General features: G+C 44.6%; 15 protein-coding genes. 2 read left to right on the top strand and 13 right to left on the bottom strand.

The window, feature by feature from the left end; all coding sequences use genetic code 11:
* Window positions 1-64 precede the first annotated feature (64 nt).
* The 3 genes from clpX to tig form a co-directional block, all read right to left on the bottom strand.
* A complete protein-coding gene (clpX, locus tag ZX61_RS05160; protein WP_049843637.1) occupies window positions 65-1,348 on the bottom strand; it encodes an ATP-dependent protease ATP-binding subunit ClpX in 1,284 nt (427 codons plus the stop codon).
* 89 nt (window positions 1,349-1,437) lie between these two features.
* The gene (gene clpP, locus ZX61_RS05155; protein ID WP_049843636.1) at window positions 1,438-2,064 is read right to left on the bottom strand and encodes an ATP-dependent Clp endopeptidase proteolytic subunit ClpP; all 627 of its coding nucleotides are present in this window, start codon (window positions 2,062-2,064) and stop codon (window positions 1,438-1,440) included.
* 105 nt (window positions 2,065-2,169) lie between these two features.
* The gene (gene tig / locus ZX61_RS05150) at window positions 2,170-3,474 is read right to left on the bottom strand and encodes a trigger factor (RefSeq protein ID WP_049843635.1); all 1,305 of its coding nucleotides are present in this window, start codon (window positions 3,472-3,474) and stop codon (window positions 2,170-2,172) included.
* A gap of 515 nt (window positions 3,475-3,989) precedes the next feature.
* On the opposite strand from tig, the gene ZX61_RS05145 reads away from it, so the two are divergent.
* Both ZX61_RS05145 and ZX61_RS05140 read left to right on the top strand, forming a co-directional pair.
* On the top strand, window positions 3,990-5,768 hold the full coding sequence (locus tag ZX61_RS05145) for a sensor histidine kinase (protein WP_049843792.1): 1,779 nt from the start codon (window positions 3,990-3,992) through the stop codon (window positions 5,766-5,768).
* A 12-nt stretch (window positions 5,769-5,780) separates the two neighbouring features.
* Window positions 5,781-7,127: a sigma-54-dependent transcriptional regulator gene (locus ZX61_RS05140; RefSeq protein ID WP_049843791.1), complete on the top strand. Its 1,347-nt coding sequence runs from the start codon at window positions 5,781-5,783 to the stop codon at window positions 7,125-7,127.
* A 163-nt stretch (window positions 7,128-7,290) separates the two neighbouring features.
* On the opposite strand, the gene ZX61_RS05135 is transcribed toward ZX61_RS05140, so the two are convergent.
* From ZX61_RS05135 to ZX61_RS05090, 10 genes are all read right to left on the bottom strand, one after another.
* Window positions 7,291-8,652 carry a TRAP transporter large permease gene (locus ZX61_RS05135; RefSeq protein WP_049843634.1) on the bottom strand — a complete coding sequence of 454 codons (1,362 nt, stop codon included), beginning with the start codon at window positions 8,650-8,652 and terminating at the stop codon, window positions 7,291-7,293.
* A 3-nt stretch (window positions 8,653-8,655) separates the two neighbouring features.
* Window positions 8,656-9,327, bottom strand: a complete 672-nt coding sequence (locus tag ZX61_RS05130; protein WP_004748534.1) for a TRAP transporter small permease — start codon at window positions 9,325-9,327, stop codon at window positions 8,656-8,658.
* Window positions 9,328-9,420: 93 nt separating this feature from the next.
* Complete coding sequence (locus ZX61_RS05125; RefSeq protein ID WP_049843633.1) at window positions 9,421-10,416, bottom strand: TRAP transporter substrate-binding protein; 996 nt, start codon at window positions 10,414-10,416, stop codon at window positions 9,421-9,423.
* Between the two features lie 416 nt (window positions 10,417-10,832).
* Window positions 10,833-11,948: an ABC transporter ATP-binding protein gene (locus ZX61_RS05120; RefSeq protein ID WP_049843632.1), complete on the bottom strand. Its 1,116-nt coding sequence runs from the start codon at window positions 11,946-11,948 to the stop codon at window positions 10,833-10,835.
* 5 nt (window positions 11,949-11,953) lie between these two features.
* The gene (locus ZX61_RS05115; protein WP_049843631.1) at window positions 11,954-12,811 is read right to left on the bottom strand and encodes a carbohydrate ABC transporter permease; all 858 of its coding nucleotides are present in this window, start codon (window positions 12,809-12,811) and stop codon (window positions 11,954-11,956) included.
* Entirely contained in the window at window positions 12,808-13,731 is a 924-nt protein-coding gene (locus ZX61_RS05110) for a carbohydrate ABC transporter permease (RefSeq protein WP_049843630.1), read from the bottom strand. The genes ZX61_RS05115 and ZX61_RS05110 overlap by 4 nt, the downstream gene beginning before the upstream one ends.
* A gap of 116 nt (window positions 13,732-13,847) precedes the next feature.
* On the bottom strand, window positions 13,848-15,095 hold the full coding sequence (locus tag ZX61_RS05105) for an ABC transporter substrate-binding protein (RefSeq protein ID WP_049843629.1): 1,248 nt from the start codon (window positions 15,093-15,095) through the stop codon (window positions 13,848-13,850).
* A gap of 143 nt (window positions 15,096-15,238) precedes the next feature.
* Complete coding sequence (locus tag ZX61_RS05100) at window positions 15,239-16,699, bottom strand: ATP-binding protein (protein ID WP_049843628.1); 1,461 nt, start codon at window positions 16,697-16,699, stop codon at window positions 15,239-15,241.
* Entirely contained in the window at window positions 16,689-17,411 is a 723-nt protein-coding gene (locus ZX61_RS05095; protein WP_049843627.1) for a response regulator, read from the bottom strand. The genes ZX61_RS05100 and ZX61_RS05095 overlap by 11 nt, the downstream gene beginning before the upstream one ends.
* Window positions 17,412-17,550: 139 nt before the next feature.
* Window positions 17,551-19,017, bottom strand: a complete 1,467-nt coding sequence (locus tag ZX61_RS05090; RefSeq protein WP_049843626.1) for a protein adenylyltransferase SelO — start codon at window positions 19,015-19,017, stop codon at window positions 17,551-17,553.
* Between the last annotated feature and the right edge of the window lie 365 nt (window positions 19,018-19,382).

Below are 19,382 nucleotides of genomic sequence, written 5' to 3'. Positions count from 1 at the left end.
AGAATAAAAAAAAGGGAGTAATTGATTACCCCCTTTCTACGTACATTAATTTATGTGAATCAGATTATGATTCTGCACCTGCAGCTTGATTGTCAGAGTTGCTGTAAATAAGCAGCGGATCAGATTCACCCTTAATTACCGACTCGTCAATTACAACTTTGCTCACGTCTTCCATTGATGGCAATTCATACATGGTTTCAAGTAGAACACCTTCAAGGATTGAACGTAGGCCGCGAGCACCTGTTTTACGCTCCATCGCTTTCTTAGCGATAGCACGCAAAGCGTCTTCACGGAACTCTAGCTCTGCATCTTCAATTTCGAACAACGCTGCGTATTGCTTAGTCAGTGCGTTCTTTGGCTCACATAAGATTTGGATGAGTGCGTCTTCATCAAGTTCTGTTAGCGTCGTCGTTACAGGTAGACGACCAATGAACTCTGGAATTAGACCGTACTTGACTAGATCTTCTGGCTCTACTTGAGAGAACAATTCACCAATAGTGCGTGTTTCATCTTTAGAGCGAATATCTGCACCAAAGCCGATACCCGTTCCTGTCGCCACACGTTGTTCAATCACTTTATCTAAGCCAGCAAATGCACCACCACAAATAAATAGAATCTTAGATGTATCTACTTGTAGGAACTCTTGCTGTGGATGCTTACGACCACCTTGAGGAGGTACTGAAGCAACTGTGCCTTCGATCAGTTTTAGTAGTGCTTGCTGAACACCTTCACCCGATACATCACGTGTGATAGATGGGTTTTCAGCTTTACGAGAAATCTTGTCGATTTCATCAATATATACGATACCACGTTCTGCTTTCGCTACGTCGTAGTCACATTTCTGAAGAAGCTTTTGAATGATGTTTTCAACGTCTTCACCAACGTAACCTGCTTCCGTTAACGTGGTTGCATCAGCCATGGTAAATGGAACGTCAAGGAAGCGAGCGAGTGTCTCAGCAAGTAGTGTTTTACCACTACCAGTAGGACCAATCAGTAGGATGTTACTCTTACCAAGCTCGACACCTTCACTGGTGGTGTCCCCATTACGTAAACGCTTATAGTGGTTATAAACGGCTACTGCTAACACTTTTTTAGCGTAATCTTGGCCAATCACATAGTCGTCTAGATGTTCACGAATCTCTCTTGGCACTGGAAGTGCTTCAGATTGTTTTTTCGGTAGAACATCTTTGATTTCTTCACGAATAATGTCGTTACATAGATCGACACATTCGTCACAAATGTAGACTGACGGACCAGCGATTAACTTGCGAACTTCGTGCTGGCTCTTGCCGCAGAAAGAGCAGTAAAGAAGCTTACTACTACCGCTCTCTTTGCTTTTATCTGTCATTCGCTAACCTCTTATTAGCTTTCACTGTCTTGCTTTGAGTTTATATCAATTTTGACCAAATTTCGCCTGCATCTTTTGGCGATATGGTATTACTCTTTGTGATGAGTCAGAACTGAGTCAACCAAACCATACTCTACCGCTTGATCTGACGACATAAAATTATCGCGATCAGTATCGCGTTCGATCACTTCTAGTGGTTGACCTGTATGCTCAGCAAGCAGCTTGTTTAGCTTCTGTTTGATAGTCAGTATTTCTTGCGCGTGGATTTGGATATCCGATGCTTGACCTTGGAAACCACCTAGCGGTTGGTGAATCATCACACGAGAGTTTGGTAGTACATGACGCTTACCAGGAGCACCACCAGCAAGGAGGAATGCACCCATTGAGCAAGCTTGACCCATGCAAACTGTGCTTACATTTGGCTTAATATACTGCATGGTGTCGTAAATAGACATACCTGCTGTCACGCTGCCGCCTGGTGAGTTGATATATAGGAAAATATCTTTATCAGGATTTTCTGACTCTAGGAATAGCATCTGAGCCACGACTAAGTTAGCCATTTGGTCTTCTACTTGACCAGTCAGAAAGATGATACGTTCCTTAAGCAAACGCGAGTAAATATCGTAAGAACGCTCACCTCGGGAAGTTTGCTCAACCACCATTGGTACTAGCGCGTTTAGAATTGGCGACATTGCATTTTTTTCTTGGTAGCTCATATTCTTATGTCCCTAAAATAAATGGCCCGGATGATACATATCATACGGACCATTGTTAGCAGAATAGTTAACGCTAAGTCAACCTTGTAAGCAGTTAATTGCTTATTACGCTGCTGGTTGCTGGTTCATTAGCTCGTTAAAGCTAACTTCTGCATCAGAAACCTGAGCTTTAGCGATGATTGCATCAATAGCTTGCTCTTCTAGAGCCACGTTGCGCATATTGTTCATCATTTGCTCGTTTTGCTCGTAGTAAGCGATAACTTCTGTTGGATCTTCGTATGCTGTCGCCATTTCTTCGATAAGTGCTTTCACTTTCTCGTCGTCAGCTTTTAGCTCTTCAGACTTGATAACTTCACCTAGAAGAAGACCAACGACTACGCGACGCTTAGCTTGCTCTTCGAATAGCTCACGTGGAAGCTGCTCTGCTGCTTCTGGGTTGCCACCAAAACGCTGTGCAGCTTGCTGACGTAGAGTACCGATTTCTTGATCGATAAGTGCAGCAGGTACGTCGATTTCGTTTTCTTTAACAAGACCGTCAAGCGCTTGCTCTTTGATGCGGTTCTTAACAGCTTGCTTAAGCTCACGCTCCATGTTCTTACGAACTTCAGCTTTAAGAGCGTCAACGCCACCTTCAGCAACACCGAACTTAGAAACGAACTCGTCGTTTAGTTCTGGAAGCTCACGAGCTTCAACTTTGTTTACTTTAATAGAGAATTTCGCAGCTTTACCTTTTAGGTTCTCAGCGTGGTAATCTTCAGGGAAAGTTACGTCGATTTCGAACTCCATACCAGCAGTCTTGCCTGCGATACCGTCTTCAAAACCTGGGATCATGCGACCTGCGCCCATTTCTAGAGGGAAGTTTTCAGCTTTACCGCCTTCAAACTCTTCACCGTCGATAGAACCAACGAAATCGATAGTCGCGCGCTTGCCTTCTTCAGCGGCTTCTTCTACTTCAACCCAACCCGCTTGTTGCTTGCGTAGAGTCTCGATCATTTCTTCAACGTCAGCGTCTTGAACTTCAGTTGTTGGTTTTTCAACAGTGATGTTCTCTAGGCCTTTTAGTTCAACTTCTGGGTATACTTCGAAAGTTGCGTTGAATACTAGGTCTTCACCTTCTTTAGTCTCAACTGGAGCGAAAGTTGGTGCGCCTGCTGGGTTGATCTTTTCTTTAACGATCGCTTCGATGAAGTGACGTTGCATTACTTCACCCATTACGTCTTGACGTACTGCTTTGCCGTACATCTTCGCAACCATTTTTAGAGGCACTTTGCCTTTGCGGAAACCATCGAAACGACGGTTTTTTGCGATGTTGCGTAGTTCTGCAGTAACAGCATCTTCGATGTTTGCAGCAGGAACAGTAATGTTTAGACGGCGCTCTAGGCCCTCTAGCGTTTCAACAGTAACTTGCATTATTCATTAACCTCAAAACTGACTCAGATAACTGAGCGTATGTGCCCATTCATCAAAGAAAGGACCCATCCTTGTTTGTACTCTATGAGTACTCTTATAAATCGAGTATCGATAATCGAGCAATTCAATTATCGGACTAATTAGCGATATCCTTTCGAAGCTAGTTGCTTAACAGCTAGTCCGAGTAAAGGTATCTCCGATTAGTCTCAGGATAAAAATTTAGACGCAGCATTCTACCGAGCGGATCGATAGCTGTCGAGCCGATCCCTAAGATCACTGCGGGTTTACCCTAAAATCTCACTTAACTGCTAAAAAAAACATCAATAAAGCAGTCTTTGTTTCCAGAAATGGGGACATTAATGCCTTTTTCAAGAGAAACTAATATTTTTTTTCATTTAAAGATTAAAACAAGATCTAAGTCCGGTTTTATCCCTCAGTTTAATCAGCCCAGTAAACACATTTGTAACAAAAACCTTTACGCTATGGATGTTTAAGGAAGATTCACAGGAATGGTGATGTTAACGTTCAGGCGCGGCAAGTTTTATCTGCTCATACTCTACCTGTTTACGGTAATCGTCGGTTCAAGCTGGATATGGAATTCAAGCGAAAGTCGCCAGTTTTCAATACACAAAGAGCAACTTGAACGTTTTGCAGAGTTTATTTCAAGCAAGCTCGATAAGTACGCTCACCTGCCTCAACTTATTGCCAAAGATAAAGAGCTGATCGCAGCGCTACAACACCCGCAGAACAGCGCTCAGATAGAGCTCACCAATCGCTACCTTGAGCAAGTAAATGAAACTATTAAGTCGACAGATGCATATTTGTTAGACGAGTTCGGTAACACCATCGCGTCTAGCAACTGGAATCTTCAGCGTTCTTTTATAGGTCGCAACTACGCTTGGCGTCCCTATTTTTCCAATGCGATTCAAGGCAAACCTAGTCAGTATTTTGCCCTAGGTTCAAGTTCTAAACAGCGAGGTTACTACTTCTCTTATCCTGTTATGTACGCCGCTGAAACCATTGGCGTCATTGTGATTAAAATGGATCTAACTGCCATTGAAGCCAACTGGCAAAATAGAACTAATACGTTCGTTGCGACCGATAGCTATAACGTAATCTTTATGTCGAGCAACGAAGATTGGCTATTTAAGAGCCTGACAACCCTATCAGAAACAGATCGGCAATCCATTCTCAACAGTCGCCAATACCTAGACTCACCTATACGCTCGTTTGGTTTGTCTGGTGATATTTCTAAACCCCAAGCACAACTCAGTAACCCACTCGCTTCAGGGTTCGAGAACTCTTATTTAGTGTCATCTCGTCCGTTGACTAAACATGATCTAACACTGAGAGTGTTGACGCCAAAGGTGACTTTACTTTGGTCAACACTAAGCTTTTCCCTACTTGTGACACTGTTGTTTGTAATCGCTTACCTTTCCCTTCAGTTGACTTATCAGCGCCACTTAAAAAAACGTCAGTTCGAACAGTTGCAGTCAGAAGCGAAACAGAAGCTTGAGTTTTTGGTCATGGAAAGAACGTCTGAGTTGCAAGCGGAGATCAATGAGCGCACGAAAACTGAGTACGCTTTACGCCAGACTCAAGATGAACTGATTCAAGCGGCCAAGCTCGCCGTACTTGGCCAAATGTCGGCCAGTATTAGCCATGAGCTGAACAATCCTCTCGCCGCAATCCGTAGTTTTGCTGACAATGGTCGACGCTTTTTGGAAAGAGATAAGTATGATCGTGTCGACGATAACTTATCGCGTATCTCTGCACTCACCGACCGTATGGCCAAGATCAGTAGTCAATTACGCTCATTCGCTCGAAAAAGTGATAGCAATGAAGTCAATTCGCTCGATGTGGTTCCGCTGATTATCGCCGCTAAAGAGTTGCTAGCTCCACAGTTTAAATCCAAGCAAGTTGCTCTTGAGACTCAACTCGATCAACCTTTGCCTGAAGTAGATCTGAATCCTATTCAGTTCGAGCAAGTTCTTATTAATCTTATGACTAATGCAATGCAAGCTGTCGAAGACCAAGCACAGCGTCAGGTCTCCATTTCTACCTCAGTAGATGAAAAACAGCTGTCCATTTTCGTTGATGACAATGGCCCAGGTATTGATAGTGATAAACAGCAATCACTGTTCGAACCTTTTTATACCACTAAGAAAAACGGACTTGGGCTCGGACTGTCTATCTCCCAACAGATCAGCCAAGCAATGGGCGGCGAACTGAGTGTTGCACGTTCACCACTCGGTGGAGCACGATTCACCATCTCTTTGCCCATTAAGGAATAATACGTAATGCAGATGTACGATGTAATTTTCATTGATGACGAAAGTGATATTCGCCTAGCGATAGAACAAAGTTTTGAACTAGAAGATATCTCAGCGCGATTTTTTGGAAGTGCTGAAGAAGCACTACTAGCCATCAAACAAGACGGTTTACCAAAAGTTGTTATTACTGACATCTGCTTACCGGGACTGTCTGGTGAGAACATCCTTTCGAGTATTTTACACCAAGACCCTGACATCCCAGTGATTCTGATCACCGGACATGGTGATATTTCAATGGCCGTCAATGCACTACGAAACGGTGCTTATGACTTTATTGAGAAGCCCTTTCCGATTGATCGTTTAATTGATACTACCCGCCGCGCGCTCGAAAAACGCGACTTAACTATAGAGAACCAAGAACTTAAACGCACCTTAAAAGCGAGCCAAGCGCTCGGGCCAAGGATTATTGGTGACACACCTTCAATACAAGCTCTGCGCGATACTATAGTTCATATCTCTGACACCAATGCTGATATTCTCCTGTTTGGAGAAACTGGAACAGGTAAAGAACTCTTCGCTCGTTCTATTCATGAGCAAAGCCCACGTAGAGATAACAACTTCGTCGCCATCAACTGTGGTGCGGTGCCTGAAAATCTAATTGAGAGCGAACTCTACGGTCACGAAAAAGGCGCCTTTACAGGAGCTGATGTTAAACGCGTGGGTAAATTTGAGCATGCTCAAGGGGGAACACTGTTCTTAGACGAAATCGAGTCTATGCCTCTGCAAGCGCAAATTCGATTGCTGCGCGTGTTGCAAGAGCGCGTTATAGAGAGAGTCGGCTCCAACGAGCTTGTCCCGATTGATATTCGCGTGATCGCTGCAACCAAGGTCGACTTAAAACAAGCAGCCGAACAAGGGACATTTCGTGAAGATCTCTACTACCGACTCAATGTTGTCACCCTAGATTTACCACCGTTGCGGCAACGTAAAGAGGATATCGCTACTCTATTTCATCACTTCTTACTGGTTGCTGCTTCGCGCTACGGCAAGTCAGCACCAGCGATTGAATCTCAGCAAATTCATCAGTTAATGAGCCACGATTGGCCGGGTAATGTTCGTGAATTAAGAAACGCGGCCGAGCGTTTTGTTCTTCTAGGCAGACTGTCCCAATTTGGTTCTGAAAGTGCAGAGAATGCCAGTAGAGAGTTGGGCCTAGCTCAGCAAGTCGCTGAATTTGAGAAGAGCCTGATTGAACAAGCACTCAACCAAAATGAGGGCAGCATTAAAAAGACCATGGTACATTTACAACTTGCTCGCAAAACCCTGTACGACAAAATGCAAAAATATGGCTTGGATAAGAGCAACTATAAAGGTGAATAATCTGTTCACCTTTTGTTCATCTCACATTTAATATATTGGACTCATCAAACGGAAGTGATGAATGGAGTTGTTGTCTTGTTAACTCCACTGTCCATAAATAGAAATGTCCTAAAAACAAAAGCCCCAGATAACTGCCTATCTGGGGCTTTTTATGTTCATCACGTTACTTGGTTATTATCTCTGGTCCCATCAGCGTCGTCGGAAGCCATGTCGAAACCCAAGGCACGTACGTCACGATAATGAGGAAGAGGAACATTACCGCCACCCAAGGCAGTGCGGCTTTAACCACTTGCATCATCGACATCTTGGCTACCCCAGCGGTCACAAACAAGTTGAGCCCGACCGGAGGAGTAATCATGCCTATCTCCATGTTCACTACCATCATGATACCTAGGTGAATTGGGTCGATACCGAGCGCGATAGCAATTGGGAAGACTAATGGTGCAACGATAATCAACAGGCCCGATGGCTCCATGAACTGACCACCAATAAGCAGTAGAACATTAACGACAATCAAGAAGGTAATCGGGCCAAGACCTGCTGACAGCATTGATTCTGTAATCATTTGCGGAATGCGTTCTTCCGTTAGTACATGCTTGAGAATCAATGCATTAGCAATGATGAATAATAGCATAATGGTCAGCTTACCCGCTTCATACAAGGTATGCTTTGTGTCTTTATGGACAAACGCTTGGAAGATTTTCACTAACGCAGGTTTGGTGTTTTTCTTATCGGAAAACGGCCCCATATCTTTGTAGATAAAGTTGGCGATAAGGAAAGAGTACACTGCTGCTACTGCTGCCGCTTCCGTTGGCGTAAAGATACCACCATAGATACCACCAAGGATAATCACCACCAGCAATAGACCCCAGCTGGCATCTTTTGCCGCTGCAAACATTTCTCCCCAACCAACGAATGGCTGCTTGGGTAGATTCTTCACGCGCGCTGCAATGTAAATGGCTATCATCAACATAACGCCAGCAAGAAGGCCAGGAATCACACCACCAAGAAACATACGCCCTACGGACACATCCGTTGCCGCCGCGTAAACAACCATTACAATTGAAGGTGGGATCAAAATACCCAATGTACCCGCGTTACAAATAACGCCAGCAGCAAAGTCCTTTGAATAGCCATTTTTGATCATACCAGCGATAACAATACTACCGATCGCCACTACCGTTGCTGGTGATGAACCAGATAGTGCGGCAAACATCATACACGCCACAACTGAAGCCATTGCTAGGCCACCGCGGAACCAGCCCACCATCGCGATGGCGAAACGAATAATACGTTTTGCTACCCCGCCTGTAGACATAAAGCTTGATGCCAGAATGAAGAATGGGATTGCCAATAGGGTGTAGTGTCCAGCGAAGGCATTAAATAGGGTTTGTGCCACAGAGGCTAACGACGCATCTGAATGCATCATCAGGAAAATAATACTTGATAAACCCAATGAAACTGCGATTGGCACGCCAACAAGCATAAAACCAATCACCATGACGAATAAGAATAAGATTTCCATGGTTTAGCTTTCCTTGTTCTGGTTATTGTTGTTCTTCGGCTCCATCGCTTCACCAGCATCCTTGAGTTCTTCTTTTAGCGCTTCTAACTCTTCTTCCGCTTCATGGCCTGCAATTAAGCGGTCCAACTTACCTGAGATGATTTGCAGCGTAATTTGAGCAAAACGGAATGTGAGTAGCGCCATGCCAATCGGCAGCGCCATATAAGGAATAAAACGAGGCATTTTTTCGTAGCGCTCGCCTTCATTAAGCCAATCAGCAAGGAATTGCAGCATTTCAGGCATTGGAATATCGTCTGTTTCGTACCAAGCTCGCTCGGTTGCAAACGGATACCAGTAGTTCCATGAACCAATCAACAGCAGAATTGAGAAAGCCAAACAACATGCCGCAGCAATCAAGGCATAGATTTTACGTAGTTGCTCTGGAGCGAGGTTAATCACCACATCGACACCGATGTGAAAATGCTTTTTAACGCCGTACGAAGCGCCGACAAGAACCATCCAAGCAAACATGAACACGGTAAGCTCCAGTGCCCATAAAATGTTGTCGTTAAAGACATATCTAAATACAACGTTGGCGAACGTGAGCAAGGTCATTGCTCCTAAAAAGAACGCAATCAATGTCTCTTCAATTGCGTCTGTCACCTTCCCAATTCTGGCAAAAATTGACTGTTCCATAAGTTACTTCACTATATCGCAGGTAAAGAAAGGCCCTCCTCCCGACAAGAGGGCCAATATTTATTGAGTTATGGGCTTGTTAGGCCCTTATTATTATTTGTTTGAAGCTAGAGCCGCTTCGATTAGATCAGAGCCGATGTCTTTTTCAAACTTCTTCCAAACTGGCTGAAGCGCAGTCACCCACTGCTGACGTTGCTCTGGAGTCAGAGTACGAACTTCACCACCGGCTTCGATAATGTTGTTTTTGTTGGCTAGATTCACTTTTGAAGATTCAGCATTACGTGTCGCCGTAACTTCTTGGATGATTTTGTTTAACTGTTTACGCTGATCGTCCGGTAAGCCTTTCCAGAAATCTTTAGAAGTCACCACTAGGTAATCAAGAATACCGTGGTTAGTTTCGGTGATGCCATCTTGAACTTCGAAGAACTTCTTACCGTAAATGTTTGACCAAGTGTTCTCTTGACCATCAATAACTTTGGTCTGTAGGCCACCGTACACTTCTTTAAATGACATCTTCTGCGGGTTGGCTTCTAGTTGCTCAAACTGTGCAACCAATACGTCTGACGCTTGAACACGGAATTTAAGACCTTTTGCATCCTCTGGGGAGATGAGAGGCTTGTTAGCAGACATCTGCTTCATACCATTGTGCCAGAACGCTAGACCTTGCAGACCGCGGCGACGCATTGCATTTTTCAGTTTTTCACCAGCCTGAGAGTTCTGGAAACGGTCAACCGCTTCTACGTCTTCAAATAGGAAGGGTAAATCGAAAATACGGTACTTTTTAGTAAACTTTTCAAACTTTGATAGAGAAGGGGCAGCAAGTTGCACATCACCGTTGAGCAATGCTTCAAGTACCTTGTTATCATCATAAAGGGTCGAGTTAGGGAAAACCTGCATACACACTTTTCCGTTCATCTCTTCGTTGACACGTTTTTCAAGTAATGAAGCCGCGATACCTTTCGGGTGTTTATCTGTATTCGTTACGTGACTGAATTTTATCACTGTCTCGCCCGGATCACAGTTCGCCGCAGCGTTAAAACTGGTCACAGCAAGAATGGAGGCAGATAGTAGGGTCAATGGCTTAAACATTATTATTCTCCTTGTTAAATGAACAACCCCATCACTGGGTGTTGATATATTTATAAGGGCAATAACCGAGCCAAGATAAATAAACCATGATTAAGCTTTTATTTTCAAAGTGTTATACGTAACCCCTGTTTACTTTGCTAATCAAGTTCACATAAATTCTTAATAAATGGGGGGAAACCTACACATCATAATTTCCCATACGGGTAGATTTACACATATTTAACAAGCCCGCAAAACTAAAAAAACAAATGGCAGCTATGCAAGCTGCCATTTTCGTTACTAGAGATGAGGTGAGCAATAAGGAGACATAACTGCCCACCTCGACTCACTCTGCATGAAACTGAACTCATGCTATGATTCTAAGCTTAGTCGAATTCACCCATTGTTACTAATAAATACATCACTTAAATCATCCATCAGTGAAACTCGATACGTTGCTCGGTTGCTGCATCAAAAAACACCGCTTTGGATAAATCAAAGTGCAAAGGGGCAATTTGACCTGCCGTTACATCGAACTCAGGCGACAAACGACACGCCACTTCCTGTTCGTTAACCTTAATCATTGCGATAGTGTCTGGCCCGGTTGGTTCAAGTACTTCCAAGACCAAATTTAACTGAGTTGTAGCAATAGACTCTTGGTTCTCACTGTCAGTAATATGCTCAGGACGCAGACCAATCACCACTTCCTTTCCATCTTGCTCACGCATTGAAGCAGGCAAATTAATATGATGCTCTTGGCCGTTATTACCTTTGACCTTAATTACAGGGTTATCTTCTGCGTCCAAGTCCACCATTGTCTTGATAAAGTTCATTGACGGCGACCCCATAAACCCAGCGACAAACATGTTGTTTGGCTTATTGTAGATTTCTTGCGGCGTACCCAACTGCTGCAGTTCACCATCTTTCATTACTGCGATGCGATCTGCCAGAGTCATCGCTTCGATCTGATCATGCGTGACATAGACAATAGTAGTGTTGAGCTGTTGATGCAGACGTTTGATTTGATGACGCATCTCAACACGAAGCTTCGCATCAAGGTTGGATAGTGGTTCATCAAACAAATAGAGCTTAGGCCTGCGGGCGAGTGCGCGTCCCATTGCCACACGTTGACGCTGACCACCGGATAGCTGCGAAGGCTTTCTATCTAGCAGGTGGTCAATTTGCAGCATTGTCGCAACACGCTCTACCTCGGCATCAATCTCAAGCTTTGGCATTTTGCGTATCTTAAGGCCAAACTCGATATTACCGCGCACCGTCATATTCGGATACAGCGCGTAAGACTGGAATACCATAGCGATATCACGATCTTTAGGCTCAACTTCAGACACGTCATTGCCATCAATCACAATCTCACCTGAGCTGATGTTCTCTAGCCCCGCAATAGTATTCATCAAAGTCGATTTACCACAACCTGACGGCCCAACTAAGATCAGGAACTCACCAGAGTCGATATTGATGTCGATACCTTTCAGCGTCTCTTGTTCCGCCTTTGGATAGGTTTTACGGATTTGTTTAAGTTCTAGTGTTGCCATAATAATTATCCTTTTACCGATCCAGCCGTTAGGCCGCGAACGAAGTATTTCCCTGCTAATACGTAAACTAAGAGTGTCGGCAGTGCTGCAATAATCGCGGCTGCCATGTCAACGTTGTACTCTTTCACTCCAGTACTGGTGTTGACCAAGTTATTGAGTGCCACCGTAATCGGCTGAGTCTCTGAACCTGAGTAGACGACACCAAATAAGAAGTCATTCCAGATTGCGGTGAACTGCCAAATGACGGTCACCATTATAATCGGCGTCGATACTGGTAGTAGAATCTTGAAGAAGATCGTAAAGAAACCAGCGCCATCAAGCTTGGCCGCTTTAACCAGTTCATCCGGAATACTGATGTAGAAATTACGGAAAAAGAGCGTAGTAAATGCCATACCGTAGATAACGTGAACAATCACAAGTCCAGCCGTAGTATTCGCCAAGCCAAGCTTGCCTAGTACTGTAGCCATAGGCAGAAGAACAACTTGGAACGGAATGAAGCAGCCAAATAGCAGCAAGCTAAAGAACAAGTTCGAGCCACGGAATTGCCACTTGGTCACAACGTAACCATTGAATGCGCCGAGTAAGGTAGAGATTGCCACCGCAGGTATCACCATTTGGAACGAGTTCCAAAAATACCCCTTCACCCCTTCACACTTAACACCGGTACAAGCGCTGTCCCAAGCTTTAAGCCAAGCATCGAACACCCACTCGGTCGGTAAACTCATTAAGTTACCGGCTTTAATATCTGGCAAGGTCTTGAAAGAAGTAATCACCATCACAAACAACGGCATCAAGTAAACCACACAGAAAAATGCCAGCGTTGAGTAGATAAATAATCGAGAGAAGTTGATCCCTTGCATCATGATTTTTTCTCCCTAAGTTCTGAATACAGGTATGGCACCAGAATCGCGAGTATTCCCGCTAACATCATCATGGCACTGGCAGCACCTAAACCAATTTGACCACGAGTAAATGAGTGCGCGTACATAAACAAGGCTGGAAGATCGGAAGAGTACCCTGGCCCACCCGCTGTCATTGCGGTTACCAAGTCAAAGCTCTTAATCGCAATGTGGGAGGTAATAATCACTGCGCTAAAGAAGACTGGTCGCAGGCACGGCATAATGATTCGCCAATAGATGGTTGGTAAGCTCGCGCCATCGATCTGCGCCGCTTTGATAATCGAAGAATCGATACCACGTAGGCCTGCAAGGAACATTGCCATCACAAAACCTGAAGATTGCCAAACAGCCGCAATCACTAAGGTGTAGACCGCCATATCGGAGTTCACCAGCCAGTCAAATTTGAAATCACTAAAGCCCCAATCTTGCATCAGTTTTTCGATGCCAAGACCTGGGTTGAGAATCCATTTCCATGCAGTACCAGTGACAATGAACGACAAGGCCATTGGGTATAAATAGATGGTACGAATTGCACCTTCCTGACGGATATTTTGGTCAAGAAGAATCGCTAGCCCGACGCCGAGTCCAATAGCCACCAGCATGAACAGCAGGCCAAAAACACCTAGGTTGGTAATAGAAGTGATCCAACGGTCGTTATCCATCAGTTTTTCGTATTGGGTAAAGCCTACGAAATTAAAACTAGGTAGAAAACGTGAGTTGGTCATTGAGAGTGCCGCTGTCCAGAAAATATAACCGTAGATACAAACCACAGTTACAAGAACGGTCGGGGCAAGAACGATTTTCGGCAGCCAATGTTGAAGTCGGTCGGCCAAACTGACCTTAGTTGTCGACTTCTTTTCGTACCGATTTACAACATGCTCCATAACGAGTCCTTACGTCATAACACGCCGATCAACATCCTGATCGGGAATAGAGGAAAGGGCGAACAGGCTCCCCACAAGCCTGAACGCCCTTTGGGGGTGTGATTTAACTACGGTAGTTAGATCGCAGCTTTAACCGCTTTCGCTAGCTTTTGTGCTGCCTGTTGTGGATCCGCTTTGTCGTCATTGAAGAAATTAGTAACAACATCATAGATCGCGCCTTGAGCGTAGCTTGTTGTCGATAGGCCATGCGCCATACTTGGTACTAGATCTCCTGACTTGGCACTCGCTTTAAAGGTCGCCATAGAGTCTAATGCACACTGGTCAAACTTAGACATGTCCATATCTAAGCGCACTGGGATCGAGCCCTTATTTAGGTTGAAGACTTCTTGGAAATCTTTGGTTAGGATGGTGCGCGCAAGATCTTGCTGCGCTTTTTGGTTTGCTTTGTCGCTCAGCTCAAAGAAAGCAAAGCTATCAATGTTGAAAGTGAACTGGCCGTTAGTACCTGGTGCTGGTGCACAAATGTAGTCTTTACCTGGGACTTTACCGGCTGCAGTAAACTCACCTTTCGCCCAGTCACCCATGATTTGCATTGCCGCTTCACCGTTAATGACCATTGAGGTGGCTACGTTCCAGTCACGGCCCGGAGAGTTGGCGTCAATGTAGTCGCGAATTTTCTTGAACTTAGTGAACACTTCAACCATTTTGTCGCCAGATAGTGTATCCATATCCAGTTCAACAAACGCCTTGTTGTAATCTTCACTACCTAGCACGTCTAGTGCTACTGCTTCAAAAACCGTTGCGTCTTGCCATGGCTGACCACCGTGCGCTAAAGGCACGTAACCTGCTGCTTTAATCTTATCTGCGGCAATGAAGAACTCATCAAGGGTTGTTGGTAGTTCGACACCCGACTTCTTAAGTACTTGTGGGTTTGCCCAAATCCAGTTTACACGGTGAACATTAACCGGAACCGCTACGTACTCGCCGTCAAACTTCATCACTTTAGTCACAACGGAAGGAAGGATTTCATCCCACTTCTCTTGCTGACCTGTGCTGTCTAGTGACGTTAGGAAGCCAAGCCCGCCCCACTCTTGAATATCGTGACCTTTAATCTGCGCCGCAGAAGGTGGATTACCAGATACCGCGCGCGTTTTAAGTACTGTCATGGCTGACTCACCACCACCACCAGCAACAGCGAAGTCTTTCCAAGTGTGATTTTGTTTCTCTAGCATATCTTTAAGTACCGCTGCAGATTTTGCTTCGCCACCTGCAGTCCACCAGTGAAGCACTTCAACTTCACCAGCGTTAACAACATTAGCAGCAGAAAGTAGAGAAAGGGTAAGTAGGGTTTTATTAAGTTTCATTATTATCTTCCATGTATTGGATTAGACATTCAGGTCTACGACTTAATGACCTCAAGCACTCTTGCTTGTACATAAGGGAGTCTATCCAATTAGAATTTTTTGATTGAAACAAAGCGTAAACGGAATGTAACAGCAATGTTACATTACACTTCAAGGCTAGGTGGAATAAAGACTTGCGCTCTCAAGCCCCTATTTGGCAAGTTGTCAATAATGAGATCTCCGCCATGTCCATGGAGGATATTGCGGCAGATACCTAAGCCTAAACCATGTCCATCTTCATCATTCGCCAAACGATAATAAGGCTCAAAAACGGCTTCGAGATTTTCTTCTGGAATACCGGGGCCATGATCGCAAATGACCACCGTTATCCATTCTTCATCAAGCATGACGATCACCTCAGCGCGTTGACCGTATTTGACCGCATTTTCAATCAAATTGCCCAGTACCCTTTTCATAGCGAGCGGCTTCGCAACGATGGGCTCCATGTCTCTAGGCTTAAACTCGACTTGGGTTTGGTACTGATTATAAGGTTCAACTAAGCTTTGTATCATTTCGCATATATCAATATAAGCGTTGTTTTCATGCAAATCGGTATCACGAACACATTGCAACGCACCTTTAACCATCATCTCTAGTTCATCAAGGTCTCGATTAAACTTCTCGCGCTTAGTGTCACTTTCCAAAAGCTCAGCACGCAGTCTTAAGCGAGTAATTGGCGTTTTTAAGTCATGTGAAATGGCCGAGAAAAGATGTTCACGATCGGCAACATAGCGTCGGATACGTTGCTGCATACGGTTAAATGCCCGGGTGGCGGTTATCAGCTCACTTGCCCCCTCTTCTTGCAGCGGCGGCTGATCAATATCCATGCTCATTTCATTGGCGGCCTTGGCTAATCGCTTGAGCGGTTTAACTTGACGACGCACCAGTAGATAAGTCAGAACAAGCAAAATCGTAGTCGAAAAAATCAGAAACAAAATCTGCTCACGGCCAATTAGCGTGTCATCTAGAGTAACGTAAGGAGCAGGCAATAGAGCCGCGATGTAGACCCATTCATGTGAGGCCAGCTCGATCTGCACCACTAAGATTGGTGGGTCGATAGGGTTTAACGTCAGGGTATGGTGCGCCCAAGATTTGGGTAGATCATGCAGGTAAATATCGTTTTTCAGTAAACGTAAGTTATCTGGATGGGAAAAATCGACCGAAATGCTTTCTGCTTTACGCAGTTTGTTTTGCAGAACTCCTTCGATGGCCTCGATCGATGCCAGTTTCAACGGTGTATCTTCGATCGATTCAACAACAAGTTGCTCTTTATTGAAAGAAACAAAAAAACGCGTTCCTCCCATGTTGCGGATTTGATCAAGAACAATGTGGCGGTAGCGAACGGGAAGAGATTGAAAAAAAGTCACCGTAGAAGCGAACATGTTCGCCATACTTTCTGAAGCGTCACGAATCCCCGCTAGCTCTTTATGTTTCGATTCTGTATACCAAATGCTAGTAGCAACCCCTTGCGCAAGAATCACGGCCAGTAAAGTTAAGCCTAATGTGCGGCTGACTAGTGAATTAGGCTTGAACTGCCGAAACCAGTTCCAAACACTAGCTCTCATAGCTCACCGGCACCGCCAACAAATAGCCATTACCACGCATGGTTTTGATATAGTGAGGGTACTTAGCGCTATCACCCAGTCGCTGTCTTAATCGACTTAACTGAACATCTATCCCACGCTCAAAAGGAAGTGCTTCGCGTCCACGAGTCGCAAATGAGATCGTATCGCGGTCCAATACTTCATTTGGGCGCTTGAGAAACAGCATCAACAAGGCGAAATCACTACCAGAGAGATCATGAGATTGATGGTTTTCTAAGTGGGTAATTCGGTGCGCTAACGGATCAAGCTGCCAATCACCAAACACAATCGATTTAGCATTGGCGCTGGCTGGAATCTCTTCAGCCACATTGACGCGGCGCAAGACCGCTTTGATACGCGCATTCAGGTGGCGAGGGTTAAATGGCTTAGCGATATAATCATCTGCACCAATCTCTAGACCAATAATCTGATCTGTATCATCAGACACCGCCGTCAGCATAATAATTGGCACTGATGAGTGGCGACGAACTTGTTGGCACAAGGCAAAGCCATCATCGCCGGGTAGCATCACATCGAGTAGAATCAGTTCTGGGTAGCTCTGCTGCTCCAAATAGGTTTTCATTTGCTCGCCGTCATTGACCGCAGAGACCTGATAACCTTGCTTTGTCAGGTATTCTTCTAACAACTCACAAATTTCTTGATCATCATCAACAACGAGAATTTTAACTGACATATCCCTACCTAATACTGCACTAACTAGATAGAGCGAGTGTAATCACATCTATCCCTCGTTATGATTGGATAATCAGTAGAATTTGAACTTCTTGCGGACATTCATCACATCTTATTAACAAAACCAAAAGTTAACTGAACTAGGATGAGCAGCTAATTTCCATCTTTTTGCCCCATTCTGGTGGTAGATTAGCGTACGCATTCATTTGAGGCTGTTCATCAAATGGCCTTTTCAGAATTTCGGCCAATCGATGTACTTCACTGAAATCTCCCTCTTCAGCTTTATCAATCGCGAGTTGGGCAAGATAGTTGCGTAAGATGTATTTCGGATTGACTTGGCGCATTTGAGCGCATCGTATCTCTACCAACAATCTTGAACCCGTTTCATCGACTTCTTGCTCACAACGGTGCAAATATTGAGTTAACCAATGCCGAGCAGCTTCACGGTCAACAAAAAGGTCTAGCACCGCCTGTTCACCCCGCTTATCGACACAGGAAAGCTCACGTAGGAATCGGGTATAGTCCATTTTATGTTGGTGAAGCAATTCAAACATCGCTGCAAAAAGCTGCGTGTCGTTGGCTTGCTTGCTTTTCAACCCCAGTTTCTTGCGCATGATTAGACTAAAACCGTTCGCGACTAGGGGCTCAAAACTCGATAAGGCTTGCTCTAGTTCATCACGCTCAATGAGAGGTGACAAGCTGTGCGCTAAAGCAGATAGGTTCCATAAACCAATACGTGGTTGCTGGTCAAACGCATAACGACCTTGGTAGTCTGAGTGGTTACAAATGTAGCTTGGGTCATAATCATCTAGAAAACCGAATGGACCATAATCAAACGTGTCACCAATTATCGACATGTTATCGGTGTTCATCACGCCGTGAGCAAACCCATAGGCTTGCCACATAGCAATCATTTCAGCGGTAGCATTTACAACCTTTGTAAACATAGTTACGTAAGGCTTGTCGGTATCGAAACAATCCGGCCAATACCACTCAATGACTTTATCAGCGAGTAGCTGTAACTCTGATAATTGATTGGTATAGAAAAAGTGCTCAAAGTGACCAAATCTAATATGACTGCGCGCCATTCTCAGCAATAAAGCACCTTGTTCGCATTTTTCGCGGTACACAGGCGTATCGCTGACTAACATACCCAACGCTCGGGTCGTCGGGATCCCCAGCCCAGCCATTGCTTCACTGCACAGATACTCGCGAATGGTTGAACGTATTACTGCTCGACCGTCCCCCATCCGCGAATAGGGTGTCAGCCCTGCTCCTTTAATATGCAAGTCAAACACTTGATTGGAATGACTGGTTAGCTCGCCTAGTAATAGCCCGCGCCCGTCACCTAAATCGGGATTGTAAACACCAAATTGATGACCCGCGTATTTCATAGCTATTGGAGGTGTGTCTTCTAACACCAACTCTCCAGAAAGGAGCTGCTTAAGTTCTCCTAGCGGCGCATCACCAGGCAAGCCAAACTGCTTTGCCAAATCGCCATTCCAAATCCCCCAGCGACTATCGTCTAATGGTTGTGGGAGCACAGTTGAATAAAATGTTGTTGGTAATGAAGCAAAACGATGAGACAGTGAGGAAAGAGAGAGCATACACAAACCATTAACAATATGAGCTAAGAGGAAACTAGCATAGCGCTATGGTGAGGTCTAGAGGGTACCCTGATTGTCAGCAAAAAACAAAGTAAGTAGTTACTAACACTTCAGGGCTTACCTCTTAATCACTTGCTCTTTTATAGAAGTGTAAAAACACTGACAATTCCGATCAGTGAAAACAGGCAAGTACGGCTAATCAATCCAAAGTTGGAAGGTTGGATCATCTCTTGATGTTGCATAGGCATTCCCCTTTTATTACATAATCATTACAATATGATGAAATTCAAGACTTTTCTCAATGCATACTTAGGTTAAATTTTTATGACAGCGAAACGATTAATACCATTTTCCATGATTTAAGT

This window comes from Vibrio sp. VPAP30 (assembly GCF_001188205.1).
In the GTDB taxonomy this organism is placed as follows: Bacteria; Pseudomonadota; Gammaproteobacteria; order Enterobacterales; family Vibrionaceae; genus Vibrio; species Vibrio bivalvicida.
This window is presented reverse-complemented; position numbering and strand designations above follow the sequence as displayed.